Source organism: Spirillospora sp. NBC_01491, from assembly GCF_036227065.1.
GTDB classification, from domain to species: domain Bacteria; phylum Actinomycetota; class Actinomycetes; order Streptosporangiales; family Streptosporangiaceae; genus Spirillospora; species Spirillospora xylanilytica.
In genome coordinates this window covers 4,071,150-4,095,421 of record NZ_CP109432.1, presented here as the reverse complement: position 1 = coordinate 4,095,421, position 24,272 = coordinate 4,071,150, and the positions used below count along the sequence as shown (strand labels likewise).

22 protein-coding genes are annotated in these 24,272 nt (G+C 74.1%); 16 read left to right on the top strand and 6 right to left on the bottom strand.

Translation table 11 applies throughout. The annotated features are described in order from the left end of the window. The first annotated feature begins 90 nt into the window (after positions 1-90). Positions 91-1,476 carry an NAD(P)H-quinone dehydrogenase gene (locus OHA34_RS18950; protein WP_285942563.1) on the top strand — a complete coding sequence of 462 codons (1,386 nt, stop codon included), beginning with the start codon at positions 91-93 and terminating at the stop codon, positions 1,474-1,476. A gap of 82 nt (positions 1,477-1,558) precedes the next feature. Continuing rightward, positions 1,559-2,059 (top strand): MarR family transcriptional regulator, encoded by a 501-nt coding sequence (locus OHA34_RS18945; RefSeq protein ID WP_329522357.1) that lies wholly within the window; start codon positions 1,559-1,561, stop codon positions 2,057-2,059. A 170-nt stretch (positions 2,060-2,229) separates the two neighbouring features. Here OHA34_RS18945 and OHA34_RS18940 read toward each other — a convergent pair whose 3' ends face one another. Further along, a complete protein-coding gene (locus OHA34_RS18940) occupies positions 2,230-3,417 on the bottom strand; it encodes an oxidoreductase (RefSeq protein WP_329522356.1) in 1,188 nt (395 codons plus the stop codon). 73 nt (positions 3,418-3,490) lie between these two features. On the opposite strand from OHA34_RS18940, the gene OHA34_RS18935 reads away from it, so the two are divergent. Beyond that, positions 3,491-4,378 (top strand): sigma-70 family RNA polymerase sigma factor, encoded by an 888-nt coding sequence (locus OHA34_RS18935; RefSeq protein ID WP_285942559.1) that lies wholly within the window; start codon positions 3,491-3,493, stop codon positions 4,376-4,378. Between the two features lie 56 nt (positions 4,379-4,434). On the opposite strand, the gene OHA34_RS18930 is transcribed toward OHA34_RS18935, so the two are convergent. Together OHA34_RS18930 and OHA34_RS18925 are read right to left on the bottom strand one after the other, a co-directional pair. Beyond that, entirely contained in the window at positions 4,435-5,733 is a 1,299-nt protein-coding gene (locus tag OHA34_RS18930) for a hypothetical protein (protein ID WP_329522355.1), read from the bottom strand. A gap of 346 nt (positions 5,734-6,079) precedes the next feature. Then, a complete protein-coding gene (locus OHA34_RS18925) occupies positions 6,080-7,846 on the bottom strand; it encodes an acetyl/propionyl/methylcrotonyl-CoA carboxylase subunit alpha (protein WP_285942557.1) in 1,767 nt (588 codons plus the stop codon). Between the two features lie 202 nt (positions 7,847-8,048). Here OHA34_RS18925 and OHA34_RS18920 point away from each other — a divergent pair, with 202 nt between their 5' ends. Both OHA34_RS18920 and OHA34_RS18915 read left to right on the top strand, forming a co-directional pair. Continuing rightward, a complete protein-coding gene (locus OHA34_RS18920; protein ID WP_329522354.1) occupies positions 8,049-9,086 on the top strand; it encodes an SPFH domain-containing protein in 1,038 nt (345 codons plus the stop codon). A gap of 25 nt (positions 9,087-9,111) precedes the next feature. Further along, positions 9,112-9,438 carry a hypothetical protein gene (locus OHA34_RS18915; protein WP_329522353.1) on the top strand — a complete coding sequence of 109 codons (327 nt, stop codon included), beginning with the start codon at positions 9,112-9,114 and terminating at the stop codon, positions 9,436-9,438. Between the two features lie 90 nt (positions 9,439-9,528). Here OHA34_RS18915 and OHA34_RS18910 read toward each other — a convergent pair whose 3' ends face one another. After that, on the bottom strand, positions 9,529-9,780 hold the full coding sequence (locus tag OHA34_RS18910) for a type B 50S ribosomal protein L31 (protein WP_285942554.1): 252 nt from the start codon (positions 9,778-9,780) through the stop codon (positions 9,529-9,531). Between the two features lie 152 nt (positions 9,781-9,932). Here OHA34_RS18910 and OHA34_RS18905 point away from each other — a divergent pair, with 152 nt between their 5' ends. Together OHA34_RS18905 and OHA34_RS18900 are read left to right on the top strand one after the other, a co-directional pair. Then, on the top strand, positions 9,933-10,496 hold the full coding sequence (locus OHA34_RS18905; protein ID WP_329522352.1) for a hypothetical protein: 564 nt from the start codon (positions 9,933-9,935) through the stop codon (positions 10,494-10,496). Positions 10,497-10,912: 416 nt separating this feature from the next. Next, positions 10,913-11,185 (top strand): WXG100 family type VII secretion target, encoded by a 273-nt coding sequence (locus OHA34_RS18900; protein WP_285942552.1) that lies wholly within the window; start codon positions 10,913-10,915, stop codon positions 11,183-11,185. A gap of 144 nt (positions 11,186-11,329) precedes the next feature. On the opposite strand, the gene OHA34_RS18895 is transcribed toward OHA34_RS18900, so the two are convergent. Together OHA34_RS18895 and OHA34_RS18890 are read right to left on the bottom strand one after the other, a co-directional pair. After that, on the bottom strand, positions 11,330-11,920 hold the full coding sequence (locus OHA34_RS18895) for a hypothetical protein (protein ID WP_285942551.1): 591 nt from the start codon (positions 11,918-11,920) through the stop codon (positions 11,330-11,332). Between the two features lie 488 nt (positions 11,921-12,408). Continuing rightward, on the bottom strand, positions 12,409-17,097 hold the full coding sequence (locus OHA34_RS18890) for an FtsK/SpoIIIE domain-containing protein (protein ID WP_329522351.1): 4,689 nt from the start codon (positions 17,095-17,097) through the stop codon (positions 12,409-12,411). A 309-nt stretch (positions 17,098-17,406) separates the two neighbouring features. Here OHA34_RS18890 and OHA34_RS18885 point away from each other — a divergent pair, with 309 nt between their 5' ends. From OHA34_RS18885 to OHA34_RS18845, 9 genes are read left to right on the top strand one after another with little or no spacing between them, the layout of a single operon-like run. Beyond that, entirely contained in the window at positions 17,407-18,336 is a 930-nt protein-coding gene (locus tag OHA34_RS18885; protein WP_329522350.1) for a hypothetical protein, read from the top strand. Positions 18,337-18,338: 2 nt separating this feature from the next. Next, a complete protein-coding gene (locus OHA34_RS18880; RefSeq protein ID WP_329522349.1) occupies positions 18,339-19,334 on the top strand; it encodes a hypothetical protein in 996 nt (331 codons plus the stop codon). Then, positions 19,335-20,636 (top strand): CpaF family protein, encoded by a 1,302-nt coding sequence (locus tag OHA34_RS18875; protein ID WP_285942547.1) that lies wholly within the window; start codon positions 19,335-19,337, stop codon positions 20,634-20,636. A 34-nt stretch (positions 20,637-20,670) separates the two neighbouring features. Next, positions 20,671-21,675, top strand: a complete 1,005-nt coding sequence (locus OHA34_RS18870) for a type II secretion system F family protein (RefSeq protein ID WP_285942546.1) — start codon at positions 20,671-20,673, stop codon at positions 21,673-21,675. Next, positions 21,672-22,589: a type II secretion system F family protein gene (locus OHA34_RS18865; RefSeq protein WP_285942545.1), complete on the top strand. Its 918-nt coding sequence runs from the start codon at positions 21,672-21,674 to the stop codon at positions 22,587-22,589. The genes OHA34_RS18870 and OHA34_RS18865 overlap by 4 nt, the downstream gene beginning before the upstream one ends. Before the next feature lie 28 nt (positions 22,590-22,617). Then, on the top strand, positions 22,618-22,839 hold the full coding sequence (locus OHA34_RS18860) for a hypothetical protein (protein ID WP_285942544.1): 222 nt from the start codon (positions 22,618-22,620) through the stop codon (positions 22,837-22,839). A gap of 2 nt (positions 22,840-22,841) precedes the next feature. Further along, positions 22,842-23,300 carry a TadE family protein gene (locus OHA34_RS18855; RefSeq protein WP_285942543.1) on the top strand — a complete coding sequence of 153 codons (459 nt, stop codon included), beginning with the start codon at positions 22,842-22,844 and terminating at the stop codon, positions 23,298-23,300. Continuing rightward, positions 23,297-23,785: a TadE family protein gene (locus OHA34_RS18850; RefSeq protein ID WP_329522348.1), complete on the top strand. Its 489-nt coding sequence runs from the start codon at positions 23,297-23,299 to the stop codon at positions 23,783-23,785. The genes OHA34_RS18855 and OHA34_RS18850 overlap by 4 nt, the downstream gene beginning before the upstream one ends. Next, positions 23,782-24,264, top strand: coding sequence for a TadE/TadG family type IV pilus assembly protein (locus tag OHA34_RS18845; RefSeq protein ID WP_285942541.1), 483 nt, complete (start codon positions 23,782-23,784; stop codon positions 24,262-24,264). Before OHA34_RS18850 ends, OHA34_RS18845 begins: the two co-directional genes overlap by 4 nt. Positions 24,265-24,272 lie beyond the last annotated feature (8 nt).

Here is a 24,272-nt window from a genome sequence, read left to right as displayed (position 1 = left end):
TGGCGGGTCCGCGGGGCACCCCCGGCCACGTGGGCGTTCGACCCCGGGGGGCAGGTCGGGTCACTGCCGCGGGTAGGAAACAATGGAAGCGTGACCCGCATTGTGATCATCGGAGGAGGACCGGGCGGCTACGAGGCCGCGCTCGTCGCGGCGCAGCTCGGCGCCGACGTGACCGTGGTGGAACGCGACGGTCCCGGCGGCGCGTGCGTGCTCACCGACTGCGTCCCCTCCAAGACGCTCATCGCCACCTCCACTCGCATGGCCGTGATGTCGGAGTCGGCCGCCCTCGGCCTGCGCTTCAGCGGCGGCCCGGACGGCATCGTCGGCGGCCTGGAGGCCGACATGGCCACGGTCAACAAGCGGGTGAAGGAACTCGCCCGGGCCCAGTCGTTCGACGTCGCCGAACGGCTCGCCTACGAAGAGGTCAAGATCGTCCGGGGTGAGGCCCGGCTGGTCGAGCCGCATGTCGTCGCGGTCGGCGACCGCCGGTTCCAGGCCGACATCGTGCTGGTGGCGACCGGCGCCACCCCGCGGGTGCTGCCCGGCGCCGAGCCCGACGGCGAGCGCATCCTCAACTGGCGGCAGCTCTACGACCTGCCCGAGCTCCCGCGCGAGCTGATCGTGGTCGGGTCCGGCGTCACCGGCGCCGAGCTGGCCGGGGCCTACCTGTCGCTCGGCTCGCACGTGACGCTGGTCTCCTCCCGCGACCGCATCCTGCCGACCGAGGACGCCGACGCCGCCGCGGTGCTCCAGGACGTCTTCCTGCGCCGCGGCATGAACGTCATGTCGCGCTCCCGCGCGGGCGCGGTGGAACGCACCGGCGACGGCGTGGTGGTCACGCTGGAGGACGGCCGCAAGGTCACCGGCACGCACTGCCTGATGACGGTCGGGATGGAGCCCAACACCCGCGGCATCGGCCTGGAGAAGGCCGGCGTGCGGCTCAGCGCCCGCGGCTTCGTCGAGGTCGACAAGGTGTCGCGCACCAGCGTCCCGCACATCTACGCCTCCGGCGACTGCACCGGCATCCTGATGCTCGCGTCCGTCGCGGGCATGCAGGGCCGCATCGCGATGTGGCACGCGCTGGGCGAGGCGGTCCAGCCGCTGAAGCTCGGCTGGGTCTCCTCCAACATCTTCACCGACCCCGAGGTCGCCTCGGTCGGCGTGACGCAGCAGATGGTCGACACGGGCGACGTCAACGCCCGCACGGTGATGCTGCCGCTGTTCACCAACGCGCGGGCCAAGATGCAGGGCTTCGAGGACGGCTTCGTCAAGGTGTTCTGCCGCCCGTCCACCGGCATCGTGCTCGGCGGCGTGATCGTGGCGCCGCGCGCCAGCGAGCTGATCCTCGGGGTGTCGGTCGCGGTCCAGCAGCATCTGACCGTCGACCAGCTCGCGCACACCTTCGCCGTCTACCCGTCGCTGTCGGGCAGCATCACCGAGGCGTCCCGCCGGCTGATGTCCGAGCACGCCTACTGAGCCGGCCGCCCGGCCCGGTGCCGGGAGGGCGGACGTGATCGGCGCGAGGTCCGCGGTCGAGATCGTGCGAGGAGCATGGCAGATGAGTTCCGTACCACCTGGGGACGGCGGGGACGGCGACGGCGGCGCCGCGCGGCGCCGGCTCGGCATCGGCATCAAGGAGTCGCTGCGCGAGCTGAGCGTCCAGCTCTCCCTGCTCACCCACCAGGTCGGCGCACGCCTCGGGCTCAAGGACGTCGACATCGACTGCCTCGACCTGATCACCAGGTTCGGCCCGCTCAGCCCGAGCGCGCTCGCCCGCCGCGCCGGGCTGCACCCGGCCACGCTGACCGGCATCCTCGACCGGCTCGAACGCGGCGGATGGGTCGCGCGCGAACGCGACCCGTCCGACCGCCGCGCCGTCGTCCTGCGCGTCCTGCGCGACCGCAACGCCGAGCTGCTCCACCTCTACGCGGGCATGAACGCCGCGATGGACGACCTCTGCGCCGGCTACGACGACGCCGAACTCGAGCTGCTCGCCGGCTTCCTCGCCCGCACCGCGGACGCCGGGCGCGACGCCACGCGGGAGCTGACCGGCGACTAGGGCGTGTTTCAAAGCCCGGCCCGGTGTCCTCGCCTGGCGGCTCGGACACCGACCTGGCTTGGGCGAGCGCGACATCGCTCCGCGATCTGGCCGGTGGGGCTCGCCTCCGGCTTCGCCGCACCGGCCAGGTAACGCGCTCGCGCGACGGCCGAGGCACTTTGAGACAGGCCCTAGCCGGGGGACGCGGGTGCTGCCGACGTCATCCCGGGCCCCGGCCAGATCGGATAGTCGACGTAGCCGCGTGCCCCGCCGGAGTAGTGGGTGCTCCGGTCGCCGGCGGCCGGCTCGTGCCCCAGCGCGAACCGGCCGACGAGATCGGGGTTGGCGATGAAGAGCCGGGCGAAGGACACGGCGTCGGCGAGCCCCGCCTCGATGATCGCGTTGCCGGTGTCCCGGTCGAAGCCGTGGTTGGCGATCAGCGGGCCGCCGAAGAGCGCGCGGTAGCGGGCGACCTCGTCGAAGCGGGGGGCGGCTCCCGGGCCGTCCGGGGCGCGTCCGCGCAGGTGCAGGTAGCCCACCCGGCGCTCGCCGAGCTCGGCCACCAGGCCGTCGTGGTCGGCGAGGGTACGGGCGTCGGCGGTGTAGTGGTACCCCTCGTGCGGCCGGCCCGCGCCGGACCGGTCGGCGGCGGTCCAGTACGGCGCCAGCCGCACGCCGACCCGCCGCCGGTCCCAGGCGGCGGCCACCGCGTCCACGATCTCCATCAGCAGGCGGCCCCGGTCCGTCCCGTAGCCGTCGGTGCGGCGGTTGAGCCGCGGGTTGAGGAACTGCGAGATCAGGTACGTGCCGCCCGCGGCGATCTCCACCCCGTCGAACCCGGCCCGCCGCGCCCGCCCGGCCGCGGCGCCGTAGTCGGCGACCGTGCCCTCGATCTCCGCGACGGTCATCGCACGGGGCGTGCGGGTCCCCCTCGGCCCGGACGGGGTGGGCGAGATCTCGTCCGGGTTGATCGCCGACGGCCCGGCGGGCAGCGCGCCGCCGAGATGGTCGGGGTGCGAGTTGGCGCCGGCGTGCCAGAGCTGGAGCACGATCCGTCCGCCCAGGGCGTGCACGACGCCGGTGACCCGGCGCCACGCCTCGACCTGCCGCTCGCTGAAGATGCCGGGGGCGCCGGGGACGCCGACCGCCCGCCGGCTCACCCAGCTGCCCTCCGCGATGATCAGCCCGGCGCCGGCCCGCTGGGCGTAGTAGGCGGCGTGCAGCTCCGTCGGCAGCATGCCGCCGTTGTCGGCCCGGCACCGCGTCAGCGGCGCCATCACCACCCGGTTGGGCAGCCGGAGGCCGCCGAGGTCCACCGGCCGCAGCAGCGGCTGGGGCCGGAGCTCGTCGGGGTCGCTACCCTGACGGTGTCGGATCATCGAAGTGTCCCCTTGTCGCGTTGTCTGCATCGATCCCACGAACCAGACGGAAGGCGACGAGGAAAGGTGACCGATGGATGAGCAGGCCGCGCTGGCCGAACGGTTCGAGGAGCATCGCGGGCAGTTGCGCGCGGTGGCCTTCCGGATGCTGGGCTCGCCGAGCGAGGCGGACGACGCCGTCCAGGAGGCGTGGCTCCGGCTCAGCCGCACCGACCTCACCGGCATCGACCACCTGGGCGGCTGGCTTCGCACGGTCGTGTCGCGGCTCTGCCTCGACATGCTGCGCACGCGCAGGTCGCGGCGGGAGGAGCCGCTCGACGGGCAGGCGCCCGCGCGGGCGCGGGAGGGCGATCCCGAGCAGGAGGCGGAGCTCGTCGACGCGGTCGGCCGCGCCGTGCTCGTGGTGCTCGGCACGCTGGCCCCCGCCGAAAGGGTCGCGTTCGTGCTGCACGACCTGTTCGCCGTGCCGTTCGATCAGATCGCGCCGATCGTCGACCGCACGCCCGTCGCCGCGAAGAAGCTCGCGAGCCGGGCGCGGCAGCGGCTGCGCGGCGCCACCTCCGTGCCCAGCGCGGAACTCGCCCACCAGCGACGCGTCGTCGACGCCTTCCTCGCCGCCACGCGCAGCGGGGACCTGGACGCCATGCTCGCCGTGCTGGCCCCCGACGTCGTCCGGCGGGCCGACCGCGCCGCGCTGGGGCCGGGCCGGGACGCGGTGCTCCGCGGCGCGGAGTCCGTGGCGCGGGAGATGCTGCTGTTCGGACGGCGTGCGCGTGTCGCGGAGCCGGCGCTGGTGGACGGGGCGGTCGGCGTCGTGGTCGCGCCGCACGGCCGGCTGCTGCTCGTCCTGGCGGTCACGGTGGAGGGCGACCGGGTGGCCGGGTACGAGCTGATCGCCGACCCGGAGCGCCTGCGGCGGCTCGACCTGGCGGTCCTGGACGGCCTGGACGGACTCGTGTGAGGCGGTGGTGGGGAGGGCACCCCTTCCCCACCACCACCCACCGCCGGGTCGGCGGGTCAGAACCCGCCGAAGTCGCCCCCGCCGCCGAAGTCGCCGAAGTCGCCGCTGCCGAAGTCGCCTCCGCCTCCGCCGTCGCCGAAGCCGCCCATGCCGCCTCCGTCGCCGCCCCAGCCGCCGTTCATCATCGAGCCGAGCATGGTGCCGATCATCATGCCGCTGATCAGGTCCATGCCGCCGTAGGAGGAGTAGTAGCCACCGGCGTACGGGCCGTACGCGGGTCCGGCGTCCCAGTAAGGACGGCGCCCGTCGCCGTATGGCACCATCCGCACGTCCGGAGCGTGCCCGTGCAGCACCGCCTCGGCGTCCGCCTCACAGGCGGGCACCGAACGTGCCACGCCGCCTGGAGGCGCCCACGTGACGTCCTTCACCGACGGGCCGTGCTGCGGGTTGAAGAAGCAGGGCGCACGCCGCTCGGGCACCGGCTCATCGGCGAGCCGGGCGCGCGTCGCGGTCATGTAGTAGCGCCCGTCCTCCAGCGACGTCGTCACGGCGAGCATGTCCTCGGGACGCGCGGCCTTGTCGGTCGCGCGCTTCGCCGCGTCGTAGGAGTTCATGGCGTGCTCGTAGTCCGAGCGGGTGTCGGGGTGGAGGTCGTGGTTCATGACGTTCAGGTCGAGCCGCGCGATGTCCTCGCCCAGCGCCGTCACGTCCTCCTCCACACCCAGCTTGAGCTGGGCCATCTGCTGGGCCTCCCGCTCCCGGGTGCGCTTGCGCACCACCAGGAACGTCCCGGCCGCGCCCGCCACCAGGACGATCACCACGCCCAGCGTCACGAACATGCCCACCGTGCTCGAGTGCGCCTTGGCCTCGGCCTTCTTCTCGGCGACCTCGCCGAACCGGATCAGCCGCTCCTTCAGCGGTGTGCCGCTGGTCTGGGTGATCAGCTGGTTGATCTCCGGCCGGCTGAACTGCCCCGTGGTCGCCGCCATCCGCCGGCCGTCGGCGGTCACCGCGGCGTAGATGCCGTCCTTGCCGACCCGTTCCCGCACCGCGACGAGCATCTGCTGGACCTGGGGGCCCGTCACGTCGTTCGACACCACCACGGCGCGGACGTCGGCGTCCTTGTCGCGGTCCAGGGCGGCGTTGATCTCGGACTGGTCCGAGGCGGACAGCACCGGGCCGGCCCCGGAGGTGACGTAGACGCGGGAGCTCGTCAGGGCCTTGGCGATCTGGCCCACATTGTCGCCCGCCTGGGCGGGCGCGCCGAATCCGAGCAGCAGCACGGCCGCCAGGGCGATGATCGCCGCCAGGGCGCCGCGGCGTGCCGTCCGGGTGGACCGAAGCACGGAACTCATGGTCACGGTGTGCCTCCTCACCAGGTAGGACGATCCGCCGCCCTAGTCCGTTCCGTCCCCATTGCCGTGGTTCTCGAATCTGGCCCCGCCGGAGCGGCGGGTCGGGTGGAGGGGCCCGTACGCGGCCTTGAGAAGCTCTAGGAGCGACGGGCGGGCACGGCCCCTCGCACCTCGGCCGACAGGAGCGGTGCGGCCAAGGAGGCGGGCTTCAGAGCGCTGGAGCGCCCCGCCGGTCAGGGGTGCCAGCCACGGGACGGCGATCCCGGGTGGCACCCTCGGCCGGCGCCGGAACGCGGCAGGGGCCCCACGATGACCGATCGCGGGGCCCCTGGACTGCGGTTCGAGGTCAGCTGTCCTTGATCTCGCAGATGACCGCGCCGCTGGAGACGGTCTGGCCGACCTCGGCGGCGAGGCCGGTGATGGTCCCGGCCTTGTGCGCGGTGAGCGGCTGCTCCATCTTCATGGCCTCCAGGACCACGATGGTGTCGCCGGCCGCGACGGTCGCACCGTCCTCGGCGACCAGCTTGACGATCGTGCCCTGCATCGGGGAGACCAGGGAGTCGCCGGACGCCTGGGCGGCGCCGCCCTTCTTGCCGGCCCGCCGCTTGGCCGGGCCGGCCTGGCCGGCCGGCGCCGCCGCCGCGCCGAGCCCGGCCGGGAGGACGACCTCGATGCGCCGGCCGCCGACCTCGACGGTGACCCGCTCGCGCTCACCCGCCTCGGCCTCGCCCGCCGTAGCGGCGGTGTCGTAGGGCTCGATGCGGTTGTCGAACTCGGTCTCGATCCACCGGGTGTGGATGGTGAACGGCTCGTCGTCGCCCTCGGGGACGAACGCCGGGTCGTCCAGGACGGCGCGGTGGAAGGGCAGCACGGTCGGCATGCCGTCGATCACGAACTCGGCCAGCGCGCGGCGGGACCGCTCGACGGCCTGCCGCCGGGTCGCGCCGGTGACGATCAGCTTGGCGATCAGCGAGTCGAACGCCTGGGGGACGGTCTGCCCGGCGACGTAGCCCGAGTCGAGCCGCACGCCGGGGCCCGAGGGGGGCTCCCAGCCGGTCAGGGTGCCGACCGCGGGCAGGAACCCGCGGCCCGCGTCCTCGGCGTTCAGCCGGAACTCGATCGAGTGACCGCGCAGCTCGGGGTCGCCGTAGCCGAGCTCCTCGCCATCGGCGACGCGGAACATCTCGCGCACCAGGTCGATGCCCGCGACCTCCTCGGTCACCGGGTGCTCGACCTGGAGCCGGGTGTTGACCTCCAGGAACGAGATCGTCCCGTCCTGCCCGACGAGGAACTCGCAGGTGCCCGCGCCGACGTACCCGGCCTCCTTCAGGATGGCCTTGGACGAGGTGTACAGCAGGTCGAGCTGCTCCTCGCTCAGGTAGGGGGCCGGGGCCTCCTCGACCAGCTTCTGGTGCCGGCGCTGGAGCGAGCAGTCGCGGGTGGACACCACCACCACGTTCCCGTGCCGGTCGGCCAGGCACTGGGTCTCGACGTGCCGGGGCTTGTCGAGGTAGCGCTCGACGAAGCACTCGCCGCGGCCGAAGGCGCCGACGGCCTCGCGCACCGCCGACTCGTACAGCTCGGGGACCTCCTCCAGGGTGCGGGCCACCTTCAGCCCGCGCCCGCCGCCGCCGTAGGCGGCCTTGATGGCGATCGGCAGCCCGTGCTCCTGCGCGAACGCGACGACCTCGTCGGCGCCCGAGACGGGGTCCTTGGTGCCGGCCACCAGCGGCGCGCCGACCTTGTCGGCGATGTGCCGCGCCTGCACCTTGTCGCCCAGCGCGGTGATCGCGGCGGGCGGCGGACCGATCCAGGTGAGCCCCGCGGCCTGCACCGCGGCGGCGAAGTCGGCGTTCTCGGCGAGAAAGCCGTAACCGGGGTGCACGGCGTCCGCGCCGGCGTCCGCGGCGATCTTCAACAGCTTGTCGATGCTCAGGTAGCTCTCGGCGGCCGTCTGGCCGCCCAAGGCGTACGCCTCGTCCGCGACCCGAACGTGCAGGGCGTCCAGGTCCGGCTCGGCGTACACCGCGACACTGGTCAACCCGGCATCGCGACAAGCGCGGGCAATTCGAACCGCGATCTCTCCGCGGTTGGCGATCAGGACCTTACGCACGTGGGTTCTCCTCCCTCAACCTCGCACGCGCAGTCTAGGTAATCGCCCGTGGTCGATTTCGTAAGCCCCACCTTATGGACGATTCCTCCTGCGGTGTACAGGATGCCGGGTACTTGCCGTGCCCGGGATCCGGGCGGCGCCCTCCGGCGTCAGATCGGCGTCCCCGCGGGCCGTCCGGGCCGGGGGGTGAGAGGAGGCACAGGTGGCCGAGAAGAAGTCGTCCGCGGCGGCGGGACGGGACGGGGCAGCGCGATTCTCGATGCTCAGGGTCCCGCGCCGCCGGACCGCGATCGTGCTCGCGGTCGCGCTGGTCGTGGTGGGCGGGCCCGCGCTGAGCGCGCTGTTCGGCGGATTCGAGCGGACCGGCGGCGGTGAGATCGCGGTCGTCCGCAACGGCGGGTTCTTCGACAACAACCGGATCCGCCAGGTCATCGACCCCGGATCGGGCCGCATCTGGATCGGGCTGTACTCCAAGGTGCACATGTACCCGGCCCAGCAGCGCTTCTACACGATCACCTCGGACGCGCGGAAGGGCGAGGAGTCCGGCGTGGACGTGGTCACCGTGCCGAGCGCCGACGGCGTGAACATGGGGATCGAGGGGACGCTCTACTTCACCCTCAACCTGGACCACGCCGCGCTGCGGTCGTTCGACGACAAGTACGGGACGCGCAAGTTCCGCAGCGCGGGCGGCGACACCTACCACCCGTGGGACGGCGACGCCGGCTGGTCGGCGTTCCTCGACCAGGTGGTCCGGCCGGTGATCGACAACGACCTGCGCGGGCAGGTCAACAGCTTCCGCTGCGCCGAACTGGTCTCGTCCTGCGCGCTGGTGCAGAACGCCTCGGTGCCCGCCAGGACGTCGACCGGCGCCGCGGCGCAGAGCAACAACGGGAACATCGCCAAGGTCCAGAACGCGATCAACACCAGCCTCGCCGCGGATCTGGAGTCGACGCTCGGCGGCACCTTCGTCACCAACATCCACTTCAACCTGGTGCGGGTGACGCTGCCGGCCCGGGTGCAGGAGGCCGTGGACCGCGCGCAGGCGGCGTTCGCCCAGGTGAGCGAGGCCCAGGCCAAGGTCGCGACGGCGAAGGCCGAGGCGGCGGCCAACAAGGCCCGCCAGGACGGCTACACCAAGTGCCCGACCTGCGCGCGGATCGAGGAGCTGAAGGCGCTGCCGCAGGGCATCACCGTCTACGCGCCCGGCAACCCGAACGGGCCGCTGCTGCCGAAGAAGTGACCGCCGCGACCGAGGAGGCCGGACCGTGCGATTCCTGATCATCCTGGCGGCGCTCGCGCTCGCCGCCGTGGTCATCGTCCTGATCGTGTACGCGATCGGCGGCGCGGGGGCCTCGGCGTCCGCGCCGCCGGGCTCGTCCCGCTGGGAGACCCGCACCGAGTCGGACGGCGGCGTGACCACCGTCGTGGTGCGGCGCGTCACGCTGAACGCGGCCGGTGAGCAGGTGGCCGAGACCGGCCGCCAGATCGTCGCGACCATCCCGGACGGCGACCCGGAGTGGGAGGCGCGCTATCAGGAGGCCATGGCGCAGGCGCGGACGCGCGTTGCCACGCTAGAGATCGAATCGGACTGAACCGACGCTCTGCGCGCCCGCGCGTGCGCGCATGAGAACGCCCGCACCGGTGGCGCGGTGCGGGCGTTCGTTCGTCGTGTGATGCCTGTCTCAGTCCTGGGGACGGGCATAGCGCCGGTTGAACTTCTCGACGGCTCCGGTGGAGTCCATGGTGCGGGCCTTGCCCGTGTAGAACGGGTGGCTCGCCGACGAGACGTCCACGTCCACGACGGGGTAGGTGTTCCCGTCCTCCCAGGTGATCGTCCTGTCGGTGGCGGCCGTCGACCGCGTCAGGAAGGCGGTGTCGGCGCCGCGGTCGCGGAAGACGACGGGGCGGTAGGCGGGGTGGGTGCCGTTCTTCATCGTTCCTCCCGGAAGATCGTGTGGTCTGGTGTGTCCTCGGGGGCTGCCCCGCACAACACAACGACAACCATTTCCATTCCCTCGGGTGAGCCCGCCGCTCCGCGACCTGTCACCCGGCGGACGGCCGGTGTATCTTCGCCACTGATCTGCGGATGACCGGGAGTCAGATGGTTCGCCACTGGACGCGTGCCGGAACGGCGATCATCGCCGTTGCCTGCTGTGCCGTGCTGCCCTCGTCCGCCATCGGGCAGCCGCCCCCCACGCTGGACGCCGAGACCACCCACCAGCTCACCGTGGCCGCCGGGACGCTGCTGCGGAACCGCTCGGAGGCGCTGATCCAGAAGCGGCACCACGAGCAGGACGCCCCGTCCGAGATCATGGGCGTGCTGATCTCGCCCTCGCTCGAACGCGTCCAGGAGCAGGCCGTGCACGAGCTGGGCTTCCGGGGCCGCGCGCCGGTCGAGGGCGGCCCCGCCTTCACCGGCGCCCGCACCCGTCTCGACGGCGGGCGCGCCGTCCGCACCGGCGACCGCATCACGCTGGAGGCGACCGAGCACACCGAGGTGCGGTACGACACCGGCAAGGTCACCCAGTCGGTGCGGCGCCGGTTCGAGTTCACCACCCGCGACGAGCGGATCACGATGGTCGGCGAGCGCGTCCTCGACCCGGCCGCGCACCCGCTCAACGACCTCGACGGCCCCTCCGACGGGCGCTGACGGGCGCTGACGGGCGCCGCCCGCTCCGCCCCCGCCGGTCGCCTGCCGCGCCGGTCCGCGTGCCGAGGTGTTTTCTCCCGAATGGGGAACGGTCATTCGGTCGGCGGAAAATGCGCCGGCCGGGCACCGTCCGATGATCCGGTCACGGTACTCCGCCGTCTCCTTGACGCTCAGTAATGATGCAGGTCAGAGAGCATGGAGTGGATTCGGTAGAGATCGGCGGGAGCGCCCGGGCACTGATCGGCGCGGGAAGTGCTGGCCGGTTCCGGCCAGCCCGGGCCGGAGGTAATGTGCCCCCATCGGCACACCCTCCGCGTTGTTCGGCTGGATTCTTGTGATCGGTGGGGCGTAGGCTGTCGCCAATTCCCGGATGTGCGGCAGGACCGAAGACGTTCGGCGACGAAAGGTGCGGAGCAATGAGCGGTGACAAGCGCGGCGCCAGCATCGGTGCGCTCGAGGACATGTCCCGGATGTTCAACAAGCACTCCCGGAACCTCGATGCCCTGATCAAGGACCTCAACGGCCGCACCGTGGGCAGCACCGAGGTCTGGTGGGGGCCGGGCGCCGACCGGTTCCGCAGCGCCTGGGCCGAGGCCAAGACCGCCTTCGACAAGATGGCCCTCGCCCTGGAGCAGGGCGGGCAGGACATCAAGCGCTCCCAGCAGAACATCGAGGCCGCCACGCGCTGAGCCTCCACGGACCGCGGGTCCCGGCCCATCCCCCCGAGGTCGGGGCCCGCGCCTTTCTCTCCGGCCGGCCCGCCGCCGCACCCTCTCCGGGGGCGCGGGCGGCGGTCCGGCGAGGCGGGCGCGGAGGGCGGAAGGGCGCGAGGGTCAGAGGGCCATCTCGTCCAGGGCCTCCAGCAGGATCCCCGCGGTGCCGCGCAGATCCACCTCGGCGTCGTTCTCGCGGATGAACGAGAGCTGCGGCCGGTAGCTCGGCCACGGCACGTACGACACCGCCCACAGCGCCCGCTCGCGCACTCGCGGGTTCACATGCCGCAGGGCGCCGTGCAGCCGGCTGAAGAAGCGCTCGTCGAACTCCTCGGGGCAGCCGAGGCCGGCGCGGACGACCGCCGCCGCGAGCCCTTCGGGGCCGGGTGCGGCGTCGACCTCGGCGAGCAGCTCGTCCAGCCGCCAGATGTCGAGCCGCGACTCGACCAGCCCGGCCGTGGCGCGCACCGCCGCCGCGTCCTCCCCGGCGACCACCAGGTAGCTGTGCCGCGAGATCTCGTCCTCGAAGTAGTGCAGCGACAGCATCGGCGCCACCGACCAGACCACCTGGTGGTCGGTGCCCTCCTCGGGGTCGGCGGGGTACTCCTCGCGCCGCGGCCAGCCGAGCTCCGCGCCGAGGTCGCCGATCCTCTTCTCGGCGAACCGGTCGCGCAGCACCAGGCGCCGGGTGCGAGGCCAGAAGGCCGCCATAGCCGATCCCGCCCTTCGGGTTGAAGACGAACAGGCTATCGATCAATTCGAAGTGGCCGGGCCGTTCGGGTGAAGGCCCGCCGCCGGCGGCATCCCGCCAATCCCCGGTATGCGCCCTCGGGCCGGGCCGGCATGGGCGCGGCCCGGCCCAGCATGATCATCTAAGAAGGGCGTCCGTGCTGATCAGAGCGGGGGCGGCTGGAGGGCGCGGAGCGTCGGAAACCCCAATCGGAGGATGCCCATCTGAGTCCGCCGGACGCGCACAAATGACGCCGAGAGCATAAATGCGCGATGGCCGGGCGGTGCGGAACCGGGCGCTCGGAAATGCCGCGGCCGGCCATTGTCGGCGGATTCGCGCGGAGCTGCCGGACGGTCTCGGACGGCGCCGGACGGCACCGGGTACCGCCTGGCAGGGCCCCGCGGGCACCGGGCGGACGGGCCGGGCGCCGCCTGGCGGGCGCCGGCCCGCCCGTCCGCCCGTCCTGTGATCATTCCGGTCGGTCGCCGCTGACGGGCGGGGGGAGCGCGACCTGGATCTGGGTGGTGGCGCCCAGCGCGACCAGGAGCCCGCGGCCGGTCGGGCCGCCGAGCGGGGCGTTGCGCGGGAGCCGCAGGCCGAACATCTCGCCGTCGTCGGGGGAGTCGATCGACAGCAGCACTCCCGAGCGGGAGCGGCGCGTGTCGGCCAGGAACCCGCGGTAGCCGCGGCCGAGGTCCTCGGTCGTCCCGCCGATGACCAGCGCGTGCTCGCCGTCGCGGGCGGTGCGCAGCACGTCGCGGAGGGCGTCGTCGAGGTCGGTCTCGTCGAGCAGTTCGGCGTCGTCGACCACGACGGCGTACCGGTGCTCGTCGCCGATCGCCGCCACCAGGTCGTCCGGCTCGGAGTCGGCGGTCAGCAGGCCGAGCACGCCGGGCCGTCCCGACAGCAGCCGCAGCGGCGAGCGGCGCGGGGTGACCAGCACGACGGGGACCAGCCCGCCGCCGACCGCCGGATCGAGCAGCGAGTGCACGATCGTGCGCAGCGTGGTGGAGCGGCCCGAGCGCGGCGGCCCCGCCACGGCGAAGCCCGGCCCTTCGTTCAGCAGGTCGACGCCCACCGGCGCGAGCGTGTCGCCGCCGACGCCGACGAGCGTCCAGAGGGCGGACGGCGGGAGGAACTCCGGGTCGAGCGCCATCGCCTCGCGATAGGTGACGCGTACGGGCAGCTCGTCCACGTGCAGGGGACGCTGCCTGCGCGGGAGCCGTCCGTAGCGGGTGACGCAGGCGCGCGCGATCTCCTGGAGGGCGGAGACCTGGGCGGTACCGGACGGGTCGTCGCCCAGTAGGCCGATCTGCGATTCGCGTAGCGGCACGCCTGGGGCGACGGCCTCCAGAGCGCGTCCCGGCGGCATCGCGGCGGGCACCTGCTTCTCCTGGAGACCCGCGTAGCCGTAGTCGTTGGGGTCGCCCATCCGCAGGATGAGACGCCGGTCGAACACGGTCGAGACCTGCCCGCCGAGCCCGGACCGGTCGCCGGTGAACACCGCGCGCAGCCCCACGGCGGAGCCCTCGCGGAGCAGCCGGAGGGCCTGGTCGACGAGGCGGCCGTAGTCGTAGTTCTCGAACGCGGCGAGGAACCCCTCCCAGCGGTCGAGCAGGAGGATCATCCAGGGGAGCCGGTCGGTCGCGGCGACGGCCGCGCGCTGCTCGGCGAGCGACGAGAAGCCCGCCTCGGCGAGAAGCTGCTGGCGCCGCGCCACCTCGGCCAGCAGCGCGGTGAGCAGCCGCTCGCAGCGGTCGAGCTGGTCGCGGGTGACGACCGCGCCGCAGTGCGGCAGCGACACGAGCGGCAGCAGCGCGTTCGCGCCGCAGTCGATCGCGTAGAGGTGCGCGTCGTAGGGGGAGCAGGCCCCGGCGACCGATCCGGCGATGGTGCGCAGCGCGGTGGAGCGGCCCGACTGGGCCGCCCCGGCGAGGTACAGGTGCCCGCCCTTGGCGAGGTCGAGCCGGAGCGGCTCGCGCGACTGGACGGCCGGGAGGTCGGTGATGCCGAACGCGATCGGCGGCACGTCCACCACCGAACCGCCGGCCGCGGCGCGCGGCGTCAGCCGGACCTGCTCGGGCAGCGGGTTGAGCCACGGCGACGGCTGCCGGGCGATGCCGGCGCGGCGCGCGGCCTCGCCGATCGCCTGCACCAGCACGGCCAGGTCGGTGACCATGGTGGAGTCGTCGGCGGCCCCCTCGCCCGCGTCCCGGGAGACGGGCAGCGGGCGGCCGAGGCCCTGCCAGGGCACCGGCCGGACGGCCGCCGCCGGGGAGCCCGCGGCGCCGCCGCCCGGCCGCCGCCCGCCGATCCGCGCGGACTGGACGGCGTGCACCGACGACACCCCGGACCGTACGTAGCACCGCCCCGGCGTCGACTTGGAGATCTGCGCGGCCTCGGGGGAGTCGAGCACGTCGGTCGACTCGTCCGGGTCGGTGACGCGCAGCGCGATCCGCAGGTTGGTGTTGGCGCGGATGTCGCCGGTCACCACCCCGGCCGGACGCTGCGTGGCCAGGATCAGGTGGACGCCGAGCGACCGCCCGCGCCGCCCGATGTCGACCAGGCCGGTGACGAAGTCGGGCAGCTCGGTGACCATCGCCGCGAACTCGTCGATGACCAGCACCAGCCGCGGCATCGGCGGCAGCCCGCCCGGCCCGCCGGGGGCCCGCTCGCCAGGGGCCCGGTCGGGCTGCGCCTTGAGGTCGTCGTAGTCGTCGATGTCCTTGGCGCCGGCGTCCAGGAGGATCTCCTCGCGCCGCCGCAGCTCGGCCGCCAGGGACTCCAGCGCGCGTTCGGTCGCGTGCCCGTCGAGGTCGGTGACCATGCCGACGGTGTGCGGGAGTCGCGCGCAGTCCTTGAACGCCGCGCCGCCCTTGTAGTCGATGAGCACGAACGTCATCTCGTCCGGCCGGTTGGCGACGGCGAGGGACGCGATGAGGGTCTGCAACAGCTCGGACTTGCCCGCGCCGGTCGTGCCCGCGATGAGCCCGTGCGGGCCGTCCGTGCGGAGATCGACCTCGTACGGCTGGAACGCGCCGAGCGACGGACCGCCGCCCGGCCGGGCGGCCGGGCGTCCCGAGGACCGCGCCTGGGCCGAGCCGGTGCCGAGGCCGATGGGGACGCGGGTGGTGCGCCCACCGGTCAGCGTCCAGGAGCGCAGGACGTGCTCGGCGGTGGGGTCGGGCATGTCGAGCAGGTCGAGCAGCCGCACGTCGGCGGGGATCGCGTCCTCGGCGTCCTCGCGCGACACGTCCCGGACGGGGGCCAGCGACCGCGCCACCCGGTCGGTCCACGCCGGGGAGACCTGGTCGGCGAGGACGGGGCCGACCACGTCGAGGCCCTGGCCGCGCAGCAGCACCGACTCGGGACGCTCGGGGTCCCACGCGGCGACGGCGCTGCACTCCTCGGGCAGGAGGCGCTCCTCGTCGTCCACGCAGATGGCGTACAGCCCGTACTCGGCGCCGCGCGAGAGCAGCATCGGCATGCCCGGGACGCGGCGCAGCGCCCGCGCCCCGTCGAGCACGACCAGGATGTTGTACGGGACGGACTCGGCGGGCTTGGCCTGCCCGAACAGCGACGCCGTGGCCTGCGCGGCGCGGCGCCGTTCGGTGACGCGGATGGCCAGTTCGGTGACGCGGTGCGCGACCGACTCGGGGTCGGTGCCGACCAGCGCCGTGCACTCCTCGCCCTCGCGCGGCGCGCAGTGCGGCAGCCAGCGCACCCAGTTCCACGCCTCCCCGGCCTCCGGGTCCGCCGACAGCACCACGATCGCGAGGTCGCGCGGGCTGTGCAGGGCCGCGGCCTGCGCGACCAGCCAGCGGGCCAGCCCGCGCGAGGCGGGCCGCGGGCCGGTCAGCCCGATCACCCCGAGTTCGGGCAGCGGCAGCGCCACCGGCACCTGCCGCGCCCGCGGGATCTCGATCGGCCCGGCGCCGCCGCGCTCGGCGCCGCCGCCCCGTCCGGCCGCGCCGTCGCCGTCGTTCCCGGCCAGCTCGATGCGGGCGGGCAGGTCGGCGAGGCCGAGCCGCAGGTGCAGGACGTCGGGATCGGTGAGCCGCCGCTCCCACAGCCGCCGCCGCGGCCCGGTCGCGGTGAGCAGCACCTCGGCCGGGTCGGGATGCAGCGCGCGCCGCTCGTCCTGGTCCTCGCGGCGCAGCCGGTCGAGCCGGCCGCCGAACTCGGCGGTCGCGCGCTGGTAGTCCTTGAGGGCCTTCTTGTACGACTTGCGGCCGTGCATCCGGTCGCCGACCCACTCGCCGACCGTCATGATCGGCCACGCCAGCGCGAACAGCGCCCACCACCACTGGCCCAGCCCGAACGCCATGACCAGCCCGAACGCCGAGAACAGCAGCGCCCCGAACAGCCGCAGCCGCTCCTTGGGGTCGCGGACCGGCCGCTTGGGCACCTCCAGCCGCCGGGACCGGTGCGGCGGGCTCAGCCGCGGCGGCCGGTTGAACGCCAGGCCGCCCTCGGGCAATGGCTCCAGGTGGGTGTCGGGGGCGGTGCTGCGCGCCAGGGCCAGGACGCTGCCGCCGACCGCCACCAGCCCCCCGAGAGGCCAGTCGGCCTTCGCCGTCAGCGGCTCCCCGTCCAGGGACGCCCTGCCGGTGGGGGAGTCGATCGTCAGCGCGGACGCCTCGACCTTCACGCCGTCGGGTTCCACGGTGATCCGCAGCGACCGGGCGGGCACGGCCGGGTCACTGAGCGTGACGTCCACGTCGGGTCCGGAGCCGAGCGTGGTCGCGCCGAGGCCGAGCCGGTGCACCGGGCCCGCGGCGGGGCCGCTCACCACCCGGACCTCCACCAGCCCGGTCGGCTCGGCGAGCGCGGTCGCCGCGGCGGCCCGCTGCTCGACGGCGACGACCGCGCCGTCGCGCAGTTCCTTGACCGCCAGCGCCTGCGGGTCGAGCATCCGGCCGTCCAGCCAGAGCGCCCGCCGGGCCGGCCGCGGCGCGATTCCGGCACGTCCGTCACTGGGCAGGGAATCCTTCGAAAAGCGCGGAACCGGAACGGTCGCCGCGCGTTTCGCCGAGCCTTTTCCGTCCAATGCCGCGAAAAGCGACTGGGCGACCCCGTCGACGGTCGCTTCGGAATCGATGTTGATCACCACGTCGCGGGGCCCCTGGCCGGTCAGTGCCGTGAACGAGATCCGCATTCAAGCCCTCCAGGGGTGCGTCCCGGTCGCCGGCGCCCGCGGTCCGGGGACTCGCCGGCGGCGCCGCCGCTCGCGCCAGCTTAGTAATCCCGGCCGGCCCGGATCCGGCGGATCGGAGTCAGTGCCCGCGGTGACTGATGGTAAGCATCGAAGTGATCACCGAATTGACTGGTCATCCTGGTACGTGGAGTCACGGGACGGCTTCACCTCTCCGAATCCATTGACGTGACCTTGTCAATCCCGCGAGCATGGATCGCTTGATGGTGCGGAGATCTCGTGGTGCGGGGTCTCCCGAGGCGGGAAGGAGTCGTGGACCAGCCGATGAAGTCCAACCAGTCGACCGTCGCGGCCACCCCGCAGGGCACCGCCCAGGGTGGTCCCGGGGGGCTCGGCCGTTCGGGCCTCGGCACCTCCGGCGGGCAGCGGCTCCCGTCGGCGCCGCGCGAACGCAAGCCGGCCCTCGCCGCGCTGGCCGTGCTCCTCATCCTCGGCGGCGCGCTCGCCAGCGCCTACCTGGTGATGGCCAGCGGGCAGCGGGTGTCGGCGATCCGGATCGCCCAGCCGGTCGCGGCCGGCCAGCGGATCCCGCCGGGCGCCCTCCAGGAGGTGCAGGTCGGCGACACCGGCATCGAGTACATCAACTGGTCCGAGCGGCAGAACGTGGCGCGCTACTACTCGGCCGTCCCGCTGGTGAAGGGCGCGCTGCTCACCAACGCGATGGTCAGCCGCGCCGACGACGCCGCCAAGGGCCGCGTCGTCGTCGGGCTCGCGCTCAAGCCCGGCCAGATCCCCGCCCGCGGCCTGGAGACCGGCAAGCGGGTCAGCCTGTACGCGGTCGGCGGCGGCAACGGCGGCGGCCCCCGGGCCGGCACCGTGCTGTCGAAGGAGGCGATCGTGATCGGCGTGGGCGGTGGCGGCGGCGACCGGCTGCGCAGCGACGCGATCACCGTCGACGTCGCCGTCCCGCCGGACGAGGCGCCGCTGCTCACCCAGGCGGCCTCGGCGGGCGCGGTCGCGGTCGCGCTGATCCCCGAGGGCACTAAGCTCGAGGAGCCGGCGGCGGCGCCGGACCGGCCCGCCAAGAAGATCCCCGACACCGGCACGCCCGAGACCCCCGGCGGAACGCAGCCGCCCACCGGGACGCAGGGACCGGGCGGGACGCAGAACCCCGCGACGGGAGGCCCCCAGGGCGCCGGCGCCCCGCATGCCCCGAGGTCACCGAGCACAGGCGGGAACTGACCGTGGCACTGATCGCGCTCGCGGCCGACAAGGGAGCGCCGGGCGTCACCACCGCCGCCGTGGCCCTCGGCGCGGTGTGGCCCCGGCCGGTGCTCGTCGCCGAATGCGACCAGGCGGGCGGCGACCTGGTCTACCGGCTGCCCGCCGCGGCCGAGTCCGACCCCAAGGGCGGCAAGGGCGCGGGCAGCCGGGACGGCGGCATGCTCAACCCCTCGCGCGGCCTACTCAGCCTGGCCGCCACCGCCCGCCGCGGGCTCCGTCCCGACCAGGTCGCCGAGCACTGCCAGCGGCTCGTCGGCGGGCTCGACGTGCTGGTCGGCATCACCAACGCCGAGCAGGCGCAGGCGATGACCTGGCTGTGGGGGCCGCTCGGCCGCGCGTTCGCCGGGCTCACCCCGGTCGACGTGATCGCCGACTGCGGCCGGCTCGGCGCCGGCACCCCGCTGACCGACCTGATGCGCGAGGCCGACCAGGTCGTGCTGTTCACCAGGGCCACCCTGGAGCAGGTCGCCCACCTGCGCGAACGCGTCGCCGCGCTGACCGAGGAACTGCGCGGCGGGCCGCCCGTCGGCATCATCGTGCTCGCCGATCCGCGCGACTTCCGCGCCTCGATCGCCGAGGTCGACCGCATCATCGCCGGCACCCGGCAGCGCGTCCCGCCGGCCGACGCGGGCCCGGCCCCGGCCGGCGGCCCGGCCGCGCCGCCGGTGACGGTGCTCGGCGGGCTGGCGCTCGACCCCAAGGGGGCCGCGCTCCTGTCCGGCCAGTGGGGCGGGCGGCTCGACCGGTCGCTGCTGATCCGGTCGGCCCGCGAGGTCGCCGGCGAGCTGGTGCGGCGGCTCGGCGGCGCGTCCCTCGACCCGGTGCGCGGCGAGCTGCCGCCCGTCCCGCGGGCCGTACCGCAGGGCACCGGTCCGGCGACCGACGGCGGGCCCGGCCCCGCCCCCGGGCAGGGCGGACCGCTCGCCGAGCACGCGTCCGCGGAGGGGAGGGGCTAGGTGGACCACGCCCTCGTCAAACGGCTCCGCCAGGAGGTCGGCGACCGGCTCGGCCAGCAGCGCCGGCTCGACGCCGCGCACGGCCTGCCCGTGATGACCGGGGAGGACGAGCGGCAGTTCGCCCGCGCGCTGATCGGGCAGGTGCTCGAGGAGTTCGCCCGCGGCGAGATCACCTCCGGCCGCCGCCCGCCCAACGCCGAGGAGGAGGAGGCGCTCGCCGCGGGCGTGCACGCGGCGCTGTTCGGGGTGGGACGGCTCCAGCCGCTGCTGGAGGACCCCGAGATCGAGAACATCGACATCAACGGCTGCGACCGGGTCTTCATCGGCTACGCCGACGGCCACGAGGTGATGGGCGAGCCGGTCGCCGAGTCCGACGAGGAACTGGTCGAGCTGATCCAGATCCTGGCCGCCTACAGCGGGCTGTCGTCCCGCCCGTTCGACACCGCCAACCCGCAGCTCGACCTGCGGCTGCCCGACGGGTCGCGGCTGTCGGCGGTGATGGACGTGACCGTCCGGCCGTCGCTGTCGATCCGGCGCGCCCGGCTCGGCAAGGTCTTCCTGTCCGACCTGGTGGGCAACGGCACGCTCACCCCCGAGACGGGGCTGTTCTTCCGCGCCGCCGTCCGGGCCCGCAAGAACATCATGATCGCGGGGGCCACCAACGCGGGCAAGACCACGCTGCTGCGCGCGGTCGCCAACGAGATCCCGATCGAGGAGCGCCTGATCACCGTCGAGCGGGCGTTGGAGCTCGGCCTGGACGCCTTCCCCGAGCTGCACCCCAACTGCGTGGCGTTCGAGCAGCGGCTGGCCAACTCCGAGGGGCAGGGCGCGATCTCGATGGCCGAGCTGGTCCGCCGCTCGCTGCGGATGAACCCGTCCCGCGTGATCGTCGGCGAGGTGCTCGGCGACGAGATCGTCACCATGCTCAACGCGATGACGCAGGGCAACGACGGCTCGCTGTCCACCATCCACGCCAACTCCTCGATGGAGGTGTTCAACCGCATCGCCACCTACGCGATCCAGGCGGAGGAGCGGCTCCCGGTCGAGGCCACCCACATGCTCATCGCGGGCGCCATCGACTTCGTGGTGTTCATCGAGAAGCGCAACGACTACGCCAGCGGCGGCCGGCTGCGCCGCTACGTCGCCAGCGTCCGCGAGGTCACCGGCGTCGACGGCCGGGTGCTCTCCTCGGAGGTGTTCGCGCTCGGCCCCGAGGGCCACGTCCTCCCGGCCGCGTCGATCTCCTGCGCCGACGACCTGGCCGAGTTCGGCTACGACACCGCCGCCGGGGGCGCCTGGTGAACCGGCGCCGCGCCACCGGGACCGGGGGCCGCTGATGTACGCGCCCGACGTGCTGCTGTCGGTGCTGACCGGCGCCCTGGTCGGCGGCGGGATCCTGCTGCTGATCGTCGCGATCCGCGGGCTGCCCCCGCGCTCCGGCCCGCCGCGCGGGCGCAGCCGCGAAGAGCTGGTCAAGACGCTCAGCACCCGCGGCGCCCTCGCCGTGGTGACCGGGCTGGTGGTGCTGGTGGTCACCCGCTGGCCGATCGCCGCGGGCGGCACCGGCGTCCTCGTCCTCGGCTGGAAGGGCCTGGCCGGCGGCGCCGGCGAGGAGCGCCAGGGCATGGCGCGGCTGGAGGCCCTCGCCGCCTGGACGGAGTCGCTGCGCGACACCATCGCCGGGGCCGTCGGCCTCGAACAGGCCATCCCGGCCTCGCTGCGCGCCGCCGCGCCCGCTCTCCAGCAGCCGCTGCGCGACCTGGTCGACCGGCTGCACACCCGGGTGCCGATGCCCGAGGCGCTGCGCCGCTTCGCCGACGACCTGGACGACCCGTCCGCCGATCTGGTGATCGCCGCGCTGATCCTCAACGCCAAGCTGCGCGGCCCCGGGCTGCGCGACATGCTCGGCGCCCTCGCCGGGTCCGCCCGCGCCGAGCTCGACATGCGCCGCCGCGTCGAGGCCGACCGCCGCGCGACCCGCCGCAGCGTCCGCATCGTCGTCGGCGTCTCGGTCGGCACCGCCCTCGGGCTGGCCGTCTTCAACCACGCCTACGTCGAACCGTACGACGACCTGCTCGGCCAGCTCGTGCTGTGCCTGGTGATCGCGCTGTACGGCGCCGGGTTCCTCTGGCTGCGGCGCCTCGCCAGGTACGAGATGCCGAGCCGCTTCCTCACCCGTCCGCGCGCTGCGCAGCCCGGCGTGCCCGGCGTGCCCGGCGAGGTGCCGAGCACCGTCGCCGGCTGGCAGGGCGGCGCGCCGCCCGCCGCCGACTCCGGCGCCCGGGGCCGCACGCTGCGCGGACGCCACACCATGGACGCCGGGGGAGGTGGCGGGCCGTGACCGGGGCGATGCTCGCCGGGGCGCTCGTCGGTGTCGGCCTGTTCCTGCTCGCGCGGGCGCTGTTCCCGGCGCGGCCGGGGCTGGTCGCGCGGATGGCGGCCTTCGACGCGGCGCGCCGCCGCGACCTGGAGGAGGCGCAGGCGGGCCGGATGTCGCCGACGCTGGAACGGGTCGGCGGGCTGCGCACCCGGGTCGGCCGCGAGCTGGCGCACTACTGCGAGATCCGCGGCTGGAAGCTCCAGTCGGTCCGCGCCGACCTGGCGATCACCGAGCGGTCCCTCGAGGGATTCCTGGCCACCAAGTTCCTGCTGCCCGCCGCCGCGCTGGTGTTCATCCCGGTGATCGTCGGCTACTTCGCGCTGCTCGGCGCCGGGATCTCCTTCCAGGTCCCGGTGTGGATCTGCGCGTTCTTCGCGGTGCTGTTCTTCTTCTTCCCCGACCTCCAGCTCCGGCAGGAGGCGGCGGCGCGGCGGCAGGACTTCCGGCACGTGGTCGGCGCGTTCCTGGACCTGGTGTCGATGAACCTGGCCGGCGGACGGGGCGTGCCCGAGGCGCTGATGACCGCGTCCAACGTCGGCGAGGGCTGGGCGATGACCCGCCTGCGGGACGCGCTCGCCAACGCCCGGATCACCGGCCACACCCCCTGGCAGGCGCTCGGCCGCCTCGGCGACGAGCTCGACATCGCCGAGCTGCGCGACCTCGCCGGCGCGCTCGCCCTCGTCGCCGACGACGGCGCGCAGATCCGCAAGTCCCTGACCGCCCGCGCCGCGTCGATGCGCAGCAGGGAGCTGTCGGAGCTGGAGGGCAAGGCCGGGGAGCGGTCCCAGTCGATGCTCGTCGCACAGCTCCTCATCTGCGCCGCGTTCCTGGTCTTCCTGGCCTACCCGGCGCTGATGCGGGTGATCTCCGCATGAGCGGCCCCCAACCATCTGAGGAGAACCCATGGGTCCGATCAACCCCCTGAACGATCCGGTGCTGGTCTACCTGCGCGCCCTGCTCGGCAGCCGGATCGACCGGCTGCGCGACGGCTCCGAGCGGAGCGCGGGCGCCTCGGCGATCGAGTGGGCGATCATCACCGCGATCCTGGCGATCATCGCGATCACCATCGGGGCGACGATCAGGAACCTGATCGTCAGCAAGGCCAACAGCATCAAGACGGAGTAGCGGTGGCCCGCCGTGCCGGCGCACCCGGGGCCTGGTCCCCCCGGGGCCGGGGCGACCAGGGCGCGTCCTCGATGGAGTGGGCGCTGCTCACCCCGATCATCATCCTGGTGCTGCTGGCCGTGGTGCAGTTCGCGATGGTCTACCACGCGCGGCACGTGGCGCTCGCGGCGGCGCAGTCCGGCGCCCGGGTGGCGCGGACCCAGCCCGAGGGCGGCGGCTGGCGGGACGAGGCGGTCGCCAAGGCCACCGGCGACGTCCGCAAGATCGGCCCGAACCTGCTCGGCGGCCTGCGGGTGGCGGCGGGCGAGGAGGGCGACCAGCGATGGGTCCAGGTCAGCGGGGAGGCGGTGAAGGTGATCCCGTTCATGAGCTTCCATGTCGAGCAGCGCTCCGAGGGGCCGATCGAGTGCTTCCGTCCCGACGTCGACGGCGGCACCGCCTGCCAGGGGGACGCGCCATGACGCCGCTCGCCCGCCCGCGCGCCGGCCGCGGCGATGCTGCCGACCGTGCCGACCGGGGGTCGATGTCGCTGGAGATGGTGCTGGTCACGCCCGTCTTCATCGCGTTCCTCCTGCTGCTGGCCGGGGCCGGGCGGATGGTCGACGCGCAGAGCCAGGTGGACGGCGCGGCGCGCGACGCCGTCCGGGCCGCGTCGGTGGCGCGCAGCGCGGGCGGCGCCGACCAGATGGCGCGGGACGCCGCCGCCGCGAACCTCAAGGGGCACAGCTGGTGCTCGGGCGGCCCGCGCACCGACACCGACCTCGTCGACTGGCGGCCCGGCGGCCGGGTGGCGGTGACCATCACCTGCGACGTCGACCTTGCCGACCTGGCGTTCATCGGCCTGCCCGGCGTCAAGAGCCTGGCGGGCAAGGCCGTCGCGCCGATCGACACCTACACCTACCGGGGCACCGACCCCGAACAGGACGACCCGGGAGGCGCGGGATGAGGCGCCGCGCCGAACACCCGCTCCGCGCCCTCCGTGCCCTCCGGGGCCGTGATGAACGCGGCGACGAGCGGGAGCGCGGGTCGGTCGCGATGTACGTGGTGCTGTTCACCCCGGCGGTGTTCCTGCTGGCCGGGCTGCTGGTGGACGGCGGGCTGGCGATCCACGCCCGGCAGCGCGCCGCCGACATGGCCGAGCAGGCCGCGCGGGCCGGCGCGAACGAGATCGACACCGACGCGCTGCGCGCGACCGGCAGGCCGGCGATCGACCCGGGCCGGGCGCGGGCCGCGGCCTGCGACCTGCTCGGCTTCTACGGCGCCCAGGTCGCCGCCTCCCGGTGCGACGCCGACGACCAGGAGGTCGAGGTCACGGTGCAGATCAAGGTCGAGCCGCAGCTCCTCGGGATCGTCCCGGGGCTCGGGACGTTCACCATGACCTCGACCGCGTCCGCGCGGCCGGTGACCGGGAACGGACCACAGTGATGTCCGGA

What these genes read in the sequence shown, in the direction of transcription:
- OHA34_RS18945 (WP_329522357.1), top strand. Translation starts at nt 1,559, where the DNA reads ATGAGTTCCGTACCACCTGGGGACGGCGGGGACGGCGACGGCGGCGCC.
- OHA34_RS18940 (WP_329522356.1), bottom strand. Translation starts at nt 3,417, where the DNA reads ATGATCCGACACCGTCAGGGTAGCGACCCCGACGAGCTCCGGCCCCAG.
- OHA34_RS18935 (WP_285942559.1), top strand. Translation starts at nt 3,491, where the DNA reads ATGGATGAGCAGGCCGCGCTGGCCGAACGGTTCGAGGAGCATCGCGGG.
- OHA34_RS18930 (WP_329522355.1), bottom strand. Translation starts at nt 5,733, where the DNA reads ATGAGTTCCGTGCTTCGGTCCACCCGGACGGCACGCCGCGGCGCCCTG.
- OHA34_RS18910 (WP_285942554.1), bottom strand. Translation starts at nt 9,780, where the DNA reads ATGAAGAACGGCACCCACCCCGCCTACCGCCCCGTCGTCTTCCGCGAC.
- OHA34_RS18905 (WP_329522352.1), top strand. Translation starts at nt 9,933, where the DNA reads ATGACCGGGAGTCAGATGGTTCGCCACTGGACGCGTGCCGGAACGGCG.
- OHA34_RS18900 (WP_285942552.1), top strand. Translation starts at nt 10,913, where the DNA reads ATGAGCGGTGACAAGCGCGGCGCCAGCATCGGTGCGCTCGAGGACATG.
- OHA34_RS18895 (WP_285942551.1), bottom strand. Translation starts at nt 11,920, where the DNA reads ATGGCGGCCTTCTGGCCTCGCACCCGGCGCCTGGTGCTGCGCGACCGG.
- OHA34_RS18890 (WP_329522351.1), bottom strand. Translation starts at nt 17,097, where the DNA reads ATGCGGATCTCGTTCACGGCACTGACCGGCCAGGGGCCCCGCGACGTG.
- OHA34_RS18870 (WP_285942546.1), top strand. Translation starts at nt 20,671, where the DNA reads ATGTACGCGCCCGACGTGCTGCTGTCGGTGCTGACCGGCGCCCTGGTC.
- OHA34_RS18860 (WP_285942544.1), top strand. Translation starts at nt 22,618, where the DNA reads ATGGGTCCGATCAACCCCCTGAACGATCCGGTGCTGGTCTACCTGCGC.
- OHA34_RS18850 (WP_329522348.1), top strand. Translation starts at nt 23,297, where the DNA reads ATGACGCCGCTCGCCCGCCCGCGCGCCGGCCGCGGCGATGCTGCCGAC.
- OHA34_RS18845 (WP_285942541.1), top strand. Translation starts at nt 23,782, where the DNA reads ATGAGGCGCCGCGCCGAACACCCGCTCCGCGCCCTCCGTGCCCTCCGG.